Annotated in this window: 4 protein-coding genes; 2 read left to right on the top strand and 2 right to left on the bottom strand. The window is 70.4% G+C overall.

The window, feature by feature from the left end:
• Window positions 1–72 precede the first annotated feature (72 nt).
• Together AC1DUQ_RS17960 and AC1DUQ_RS17955 are read left to right on the top strand one after the other, a co-directional pair.
• Entirely contained in the window at window positions 73–975 is a 903-nt protein-coding gene (locus AC1DUQ_RS17960; protein ID WP_477061478.1) for a carbohydrate ABC transporter permease, read from the top strand.
• Window positions 975–1871 carry a carbohydrate ABC transporter permease gene (locus AC1DUQ_RS17955; RefSeq protein WP_477074268.1) on the top strand — a complete coding sequence of 299 codons (897 nt, stop codon included), beginning with the start codon at window positions 975–977 and terminating at the stop codon, window positions 1869–1871. Before AC1DUQ_RS17960 ends, AC1DUQ_RS17955 begins: the two co-directional genes overlap by 1 nt.
• 98 nt (window positions 1872–1969) lie before the next feature.
• Here AC1DUQ_RS17955 and AC1DUQ_RS17950 read toward each other — a convergent pair whose 3' ends face one another.
• Both AC1DUQ_RS17950 and pulA read right to left on the bottom strand, forming a co-directional pair.
• On the bottom strand, window positions 1970–2563 hold the full coding sequence (locus AC1DUQ_RS17950; RefSeq protein WP_477061476.1) for a DUF937 domain-containing protein: 594 nt from the start codon (window positions 2561–2563) through the stop codon (window positions 1970–1972).
• Window positions 2564–2684: 121 nt separating this feature from the next.
• On the bottom strand, window positions 2685–7278 hold a 4594-nt coding region (gene pulA / locus AC1DUQ_RS17945), incomplete at its 5' end, for a pullulanase-type alpha-1,6-glucosidase (protein WP_477074267.1).

The following is a 7278-nucleotide window of genomic DNA, read 5'->3' as shown; positions in this document are numbered from 1 at the left end:
CGCTCGACCCGGGTCGGCTGAACCCGACCGCCCGACCCGTCCGAATGCTCGTCACGACTCCAGGAGGCACGCGTGCCCCGACAGATCCGTAAGTGGGGGCCTCCCCTCCTGCTCATCTCGCCGACATTGATCCTGCTCGGCGTCTTCGTGTACGGCCTCCTCGCGGTGAACGCGAACACGTCGATGCAGGACGTCCACAACGCGGCGCAGGCCAACGGCAAGGCCCCCGTCAGCTTCGTCGGCCTCGAGAACTACATCTCGCTGTTCCAGTCGGACGAGTTCCAGCACTCGCTGCGGAACCTGGTGATCTACACCGTCGTCTTCCTGGTGGGCACCATGTTCTTCGGGTTCGTCTGGGCGTGGCTGCTGGACCGGCCCGTGCGCTTCGAGGGCGTCTTCCGCTCCATCTACCTGTTCCCCATGGCGGTCTCGTTCGTCGCCTCGGGCGTGGTGTGGCGCTGGCTGCTCAACTCCAACCAGGGCGAGAACGCCTCCGGCCTCAACCGGCTGTTCCAGATGATCGGCCTGCCGTTCCTGCAGAACAACTGGTGGAACAACGTCGACGTCGGCATCGCGGCCATCGCGATCCCCGCCATCTGGCAGCTGTCCGGCTACGTCATGGCGCTGTTCCTGGCCGGCTTCCGCGGCATCCCCGAGGAGCTGCGTGAGGCGTCGCAGATCGACGGCGCGAGCAACTGGCAGACGTACCGGCACGTGATCTTCCCGCAGCTGAGCCCCGTCGCCCTGTCCGCCGTGATCATCGTCGGCCACATGTCGCTCAAGGCGTTCGACCTGATCATGTCGATCTCGAAGCCGGCCAACTACCAGACGAAGGTGCCGGCCATCGACATGTACGTGTTCAAGTCGAGCTTCGACTACTCGAACGCCGCAGCCGTCGGCGCGATCCTGCTCGTCATCGTCGCGGTGCTCATCATCCCGTACCTGGTGCACCTCAACCGGACGGAGAAGCACTGATGACCACCGTCACGCCCGCGGAGCTCACCGCTCCCCTCGGCCGCCCGGCCGCACCCGCCGCGGACCTGACCCGCAGCCGGTTCTCGAAGGGACGCACCGCCAAGTACGCGCTGCTCATCTTCTTCACGCTCCTGGTCCTGATCCCGGTCTACGTGCTCATCGTGACCAGCTTCAAGGGACTCGGTGACGCCACCCCGACGCGCGCCTGGAACCTGCCGCAGGTGTGGACCACGGAGAACTGGAGCGCCGCCTGGACGGCCCTGTCGCCGTCGCTGTGGCGCACGTTCCAGATGGTGATCCCGGCCGCGATCATCTCCTCGTTCCTGGGGTCRATGAACGGCTTCGTCCTGGCGCGCTGGCGCTTCCGGGGTGCGGACATCGTCTTCACCCTGATCCTGTTCGGGATGTTCATCCCCTACCAGGCCGTGATGATCCCGCTGCTGCAGCTCATCCTCGGTGCCGGGATCCCCTCGGGCGTCCCGTCGCTGATCATCCTGCACGTCATCTACGGTCTGCCGATCACGACGCTGATCTTCCGCAACTACTACATGTCCATCCCCGAGGAGCTGGTCGAGGCCTCGCGCGTGGACGGTGCGGGGATGCTGCGGACCTACTGGTCGGTGGTGCTGCCGATCTCGGTCCCGAGCTTCGTCGTGGTCCTCATCTGGCAGTTCACCTCGGCGTGGAACGACTTCCTCTTCGCGGTGTTCTTCTCCTCCAGCCAGAACGGCCCGGTCACCCTGGCGCTCAACAACCTGGCCAACGGTGCGCTGCTCACCAACTACGGCATCTCGATGGCGGGCGCCCTGCTCKCGTCGCTGCCCACGCTGCTGGTGTACATCCTGCTCGGGAAGTACTTCATCGGCGGCCTCATGTCCGGGTCCGTCAAGGGCTGACTCCCCCTGGCGTGACCACCCGCCGCGGTCTCCGCAACCCGGCACGCACGTAGGGCCTGCGACCGTCATCGGTCGCGGGCCCTACGTGTGCCTGGAGGTCAGCGCTTGCCGCCCCCGAGCAGGCCACCCAGGATCCCGCCGATGTCGATCCCGCCCGAGGAGCCGCCGCCACCGAGCAGCCCCCCGAGGACGCTGCCGAGCCCGCCGCCCGAGGAGCCTCCGCCACCGAGCACTCCCCCGAGCACGTCACCGAGGCCCCCACCGCCGGCGTCGCCCTGCGCGCCTCCCGACCGACCGGCCAGCTGCTTGGCCAGGAACGCCATGACGATCGGCGCGAGCATCGGGAGCACCTTGGCGATGATGGACTGGTCGGGCGTGCGCGAGTCGGAGCCCAGCGCCGCCACCACCTGGTCCTGGTTCGCGCCGAAGACGTTCCGCACGATCTTGGCGCCGTCGTCGGTGTCCACCTGGTCGAGGTCCACGCCGCCCTCGACGAGCGCCGGGTCCTTGGTGCCGAGCGCGGCCGAGAGGGACGCGGCGCCCGCCGGGTCCTGGGCGTTCGCCTCGATCCCGCCGAGCAGCGCCGGGAGGGCCGCGGCGACGGCGCTCTGGGCGGTCGCGGTGTCCACACCGAGCTTCGCGGCGAGCTGGTCGATCGGGATCGACGCTGTCAGGTCGTCGAGGGCTGCCACGACTGCCTCCTCCGTGAGGGCCGAGCCGGCGTGGTCGCAGGCTGCCGGGCCGCGCGTGCGGCACCCGCACACGACCTCACCGTAGGGGGTGCCGGCCCTGCCCCGTCGTCACCTCAGGAGGTCACCGCCCCCACGGCCACCAGCCGTGGCCGTGGCCCGCCTTCTCCACGAGCACCGCGACCGTGCGCGGCGGGACGGTCACCGTGCCGGTGGCCTTGTCCCACGTGGTCGCCTTGACCACCGGGTCGCTGCCCGAGGCCTGCACCGGCGACAGCGCCAGCCGGTGCCCGGCCAGGTCGGCGACGGTCTGCGTCGTCGCCTCGTCGGACCCGTTGACGACCACCAGGACGCCGTCCAGCGCGCGGTCCACGTCCGTGGCCCAGCGCCGCGTCGCCGAGTCCCAGCGGGGCTCGTCGGCGATGGCCATGACCACCACGCCCGGGTCGGCGTCCGGGCCGGAGCCCGGGAAGCTGACCTTCTGCTCGATGAGGTCGGCCGAGCCGAGCCGGAACAGCGGCGTGGAGAACCGGAGCCGCAGCAGGTCGTCCGCGGCCTTCGACGCCGTCGCGATGTCGGCCGGCGACGGCTTGAGCGCCGGGTCGGCCAGCAGCGGCCGCTGGATGGGCCACTTCGCGGAGTTGTCGGCCGCCGGGGGCAGACCGCGGCCGAAGCCGTTGTCCTGGCCGGACAGGTCGAGCAGGTTGAACCAGTCGCCGGAGTTGTAGCTGTTCCGGTCGAGCGACTTGCTCCGCAGCAGGTCGGCGCCCGCGTGCCAGAACGAGGGCGTCTGGGCCAGGGCCGTCGTCGCCAGCGAGACGGTGTTCATGCGCACGCGGTCCGCCATGGGGGTGTCCGTGGGCAGCTTGTACGTGAGCGAGTCCCACAGCGTCTCGTTGTCGTGCGCGTCGACGTAGGTGATGACCTCCTCCGGGGAGTCGGCGTACCCGGCCGGCTGGCCGTTGTAGTCGAGCTCCGCGCCCGTCTGGACCGTGCCCGCGCTGGTGAGGAACGCGTAGTCGCGCAGGTTGCCGGCCATCCCGAGACGGACCAGGTCGGCGTCGTGCGCGGCCCGGGCCAGCTGGTCGGCCTCCGAGCCGTTGATCGCGTCACCGTTGGGGTCGGTGCCGCCGCCGGAGCCGAAGCCCTGGATGCGCGGGTTCTCGTCGAACGGTCCCCCACCCCGGACGGCGTCGCGCAGGCGGTCGGAGAAGGTGCCGATGCCCGTGCCGCCCAGCTGACCCTGCGTGGCCTGCGTGAACAGGGCGTTGTTCGCCACCTCGCCGAAGTTCCAGCCCTCTCCGTACAGGTAGACCTTCTTCCCGTCGACACCGTCCTTCCGCGGGGTGAGCTCGTCGAGCGCGCTCCGGACGGCCTCCATGTTCTCCACCGAGTGGTGGCCCATGAGGTCGAACCGGAACCCGTCGACCTTGTAGTCACGGGCCCAGGTCACCACGGAGTCGACCATGGCCTTCTGCGCCATCTGGTGCTCGGTCGCGATGTTCTGGCAGCAGGTGGACGTCTCGACGGTGCCGGTCTTGCTGAGCCGCTGGTAGTAGCCGGGCACCACGCGGTCGAGCACGGACTGCGGCGACTGACCGCTGGCCGTCGTGTGGTTGAACACCTGGTCGAGCACCACCTGCAGGCCGTCGGCGTGCAGCGCCCCGACCATGGTGCGGAATTCGGCGACGCGCGCGCCGCCGTCGGCGTTCACCGCGTACGACCCCTCGGGCGTCGTCCAGTGCAGCGGGTCGTAGCCCCAGTTGAAGCCGTCGGCGTCGGCCACAGCAGTCACGCAGGCCTGCTGCTGGTCGGAGTCCGGTGCGTACGACGCGAGGTCGCAGTCCGGGGTCTTCTGCAGCGCCTTGTCCTCCTGGATCGACGCGATGTCGAACGTCGGCAGGAGGTGGATCGTCGTGAGGCCCRCCTTCTCGAGCTCACGCAGGTGCGTGCGCCCGGCGCCGTCGGTGGCGAACGCGAGGTACGTGCCGCGCTTGGCCGCCGGGACCGTCTCGTCGTTGATCGAGAAGTCCCGCACGTGCAGCTCGTAGATCGTCTGGTCCACGGGCCGCACCACCGGCTGCTTCGCCTTCTCCCACTGGCGCGGGCGGAAGTCCTGGTCGGCCAGGTCCACCAGCACCGAGTGCGTCGAGTTGAGGGTGAGCGCCACCGAGTAGGGGTCGGTCACGCGGTTGACCTCGACCTTGTCGGTCGTCGGCGCGTAGACCGTGACCTCCCAGAGGTACCGCGCACCGGCCCAGGACTTCTTGCCTGCCACGGTCCACGTGCCGTCGGCCTGACGCGTGGCGGCCACGCGCTGCTCGGTCGACGAGGTCCCGGGCCAGACCAGCAGGTCGACCTTCTGCGCCGTCGGTGCCCAGACGGCCAGCGACGGGACGCCCTTCTTCCAGGTGGCGCCGAGGGTCCGCTCCTGGGCGTCGCCGGCGTAGACGTCGTCGAGCACACCCGGGATCTGCACCCCGGTCGCCGCCTGGTAGGTGCCGTCGGACGCCGCCTGGGTGACCAGGAGCGCGCCGCGCAGCAGGTCGGCCGTCGGGGCGTCGTCGGGCAGGTGCAGCGCCACGTACCCGGTGGCCAGCGCCGGGAACCGCGCGCGCTGCGCCGCCGTGAGCCCGGCCGGGTCGTAGGTCAGCGGGACGGGGTTGCCGTCGTCGCCGACCAGCACGCCGTCCTGGACCTTCAACCCGCCGGTGGGCGAGGCGTGCAGCGCGAAGGTGCTCGCCGTGGGGTCGGTGGCCCACGCGGCGGGCCACGCGATCGTGTCGCGGTCGATCCAGTGCGCCTGCGCCTGCCCGGTGCCGGGCAGCGGCGGGTCGGTGACCGTGATGGTCAGGAGGTGCGTGGCCAGCACGTAGGAGAACGTGACGGGCTTGCCGCCCGGCGCCGAGAACGGGATGTTCCCCCCGGTCGGCGAACCGCCGGCGCCGTAGCTCTCGTCCCAGCTGAGGTTGTGCGCCACCTTGGCCTCGTACGAGCCGGCCGGGAGGTCCGACTCGACATACGTGAACGTCCCGTCACCGTCAAGGTCCTGCAGCCAGGTCGTCATGCACCACGGCGCCCAGTCCTCGTCGCAGCCAACCTCGCTGTTGAACGAACCCGGCACCGTGAGGATGGGGCCCTGCGCGGTGGACGAGAAGTAGTGCGTCGTCTCGTCGTAGTAGAACGTCACCGGTCCGGCCGTCGTGACGCTGTACGTCACGTTCGCGCCGCCCGCCACGCCGCCGGCGCCGTAGTTCTCGTCCCAGGAGCCGTTGATGGCGACCTTGTACTCGTAGGTGCCGACCGGCAGGTCGAACGTGCCGGACCAGACGCCGTCCGCGCGCTTGGTCAGCTGGTCCACCTCGCAGGCGGGCTCCCAGTCACCGGCGCAGCCCATCTCGCTGTTGTGGCTCCCGGGCACGGACACCGACGTCGGGCTCACGGGGCCCGTGTCGGGGACCACGCCGTCGATGGCGACGCCGACGCTCGCGTAGGTGGACGCGGCGGACTTGTTCCCGGCGGCGTCCACGGTGACCGCGCGGTACTCGACCACGGCGCCGTCGGGCAGACCGGAGACCGTGTGGAACACCCGCGGCGACGTCGTCTCCGAGGTGCCCAAGGAGGTCCACGCGTCGTCGCCGAGGACCCGGTAAGCGAAGGACGTCTGGCTCCAGACGTCGTCGGCCACGTCAGCGCCGACGGCGGCCTGTCCCGTCAACCCGGCGCCCGCGGTGGGGACGGTGAGCGTGATGGGTCCCGCCGCGGCCGGTGCGGCGACGGTCGTCCCGGCCTTGAGCACGATCGCGCCCAGGGCGGGGATCGTCACCGAGACCGTGCCGTCGGCGGCGGCCGTCACGCTCGTCGACGTCCCGTACAGCGGCGCGAACGTCGCGCCCGGCGTCAGGGTGTCGATGGTCACCGTGGTCGGCGCGGTGCCGTTGTTCGTCGCGACGAGGTGCTCGATCTTCTCGTCGGCGTCGACCCGGGAGAACGCGTAGACCGCTCCGGAGGCGTACCGCTCGATCTGGGCGCCGTCCTGCAGGGCCGGGTGGGCGGACCGCAGGGCGCCCAGCTCGGCGATGTGGTCGTACAGCGCCGTGTCGGTGCCGTACCGGTCCACCGAGCCGACGGTCGTGCCGTCGAGCAGGGTCTGGTTGGCGTACTCGGTCACCTGCGTGGCGAACAGCGACTGCCGCGCGTCCTTGTCCCCGCCCGTGCCGACGCCCGCGAAGCCCTGCTCGTCGCCGTAGTACACGACCGGCTGGCCGCGCGTCAGGTACATGAGCGAGTGCGCCAGCTCGGAGCGCTGCTCCGGGTTGTCCGCGCTCTTCACGAAGTACCCGATGCGGCCCATGTCGTGGTTGCCCAGGAACGTGGGCAGTGCCTGCGCGTTCGTCGTCGGGGTCGTGTACATGTCGTCGCCCGCGTAGAGCGCCTTCAGGCCGCCCGCCGAGAAGCCCTTCGCGTAGTTGGCGGCAGCCGACTGGAACGTGAAGTCGAGGACCGCGTTCATGTCGCTGTCGCGCAGGTACGGGGACAGCTTGGCGGGGTCGGCGTCGTAGACCTCGCCGAACATGAAGAAGTCGGGGTTGCCGACCGAGGTCGCGTGGTCCCGCACCGCCGTCGCGAACTTCTCCCAGAACTCGAAGTTGACGTGCTTGGCGGTGTCGATGCGGAAGCCGTCGACGCCCAGGTGCGGAAGCCGTCGACGCCCAGGT

It is taken from the genome of Cellulomonas sp. P4_B5_2, from assembly GCF_056402235.1.
Note: the sequence above shows the minus strand (reverse complement) of the source record. Positions and strands in the feature narration are given on the sequence as shown.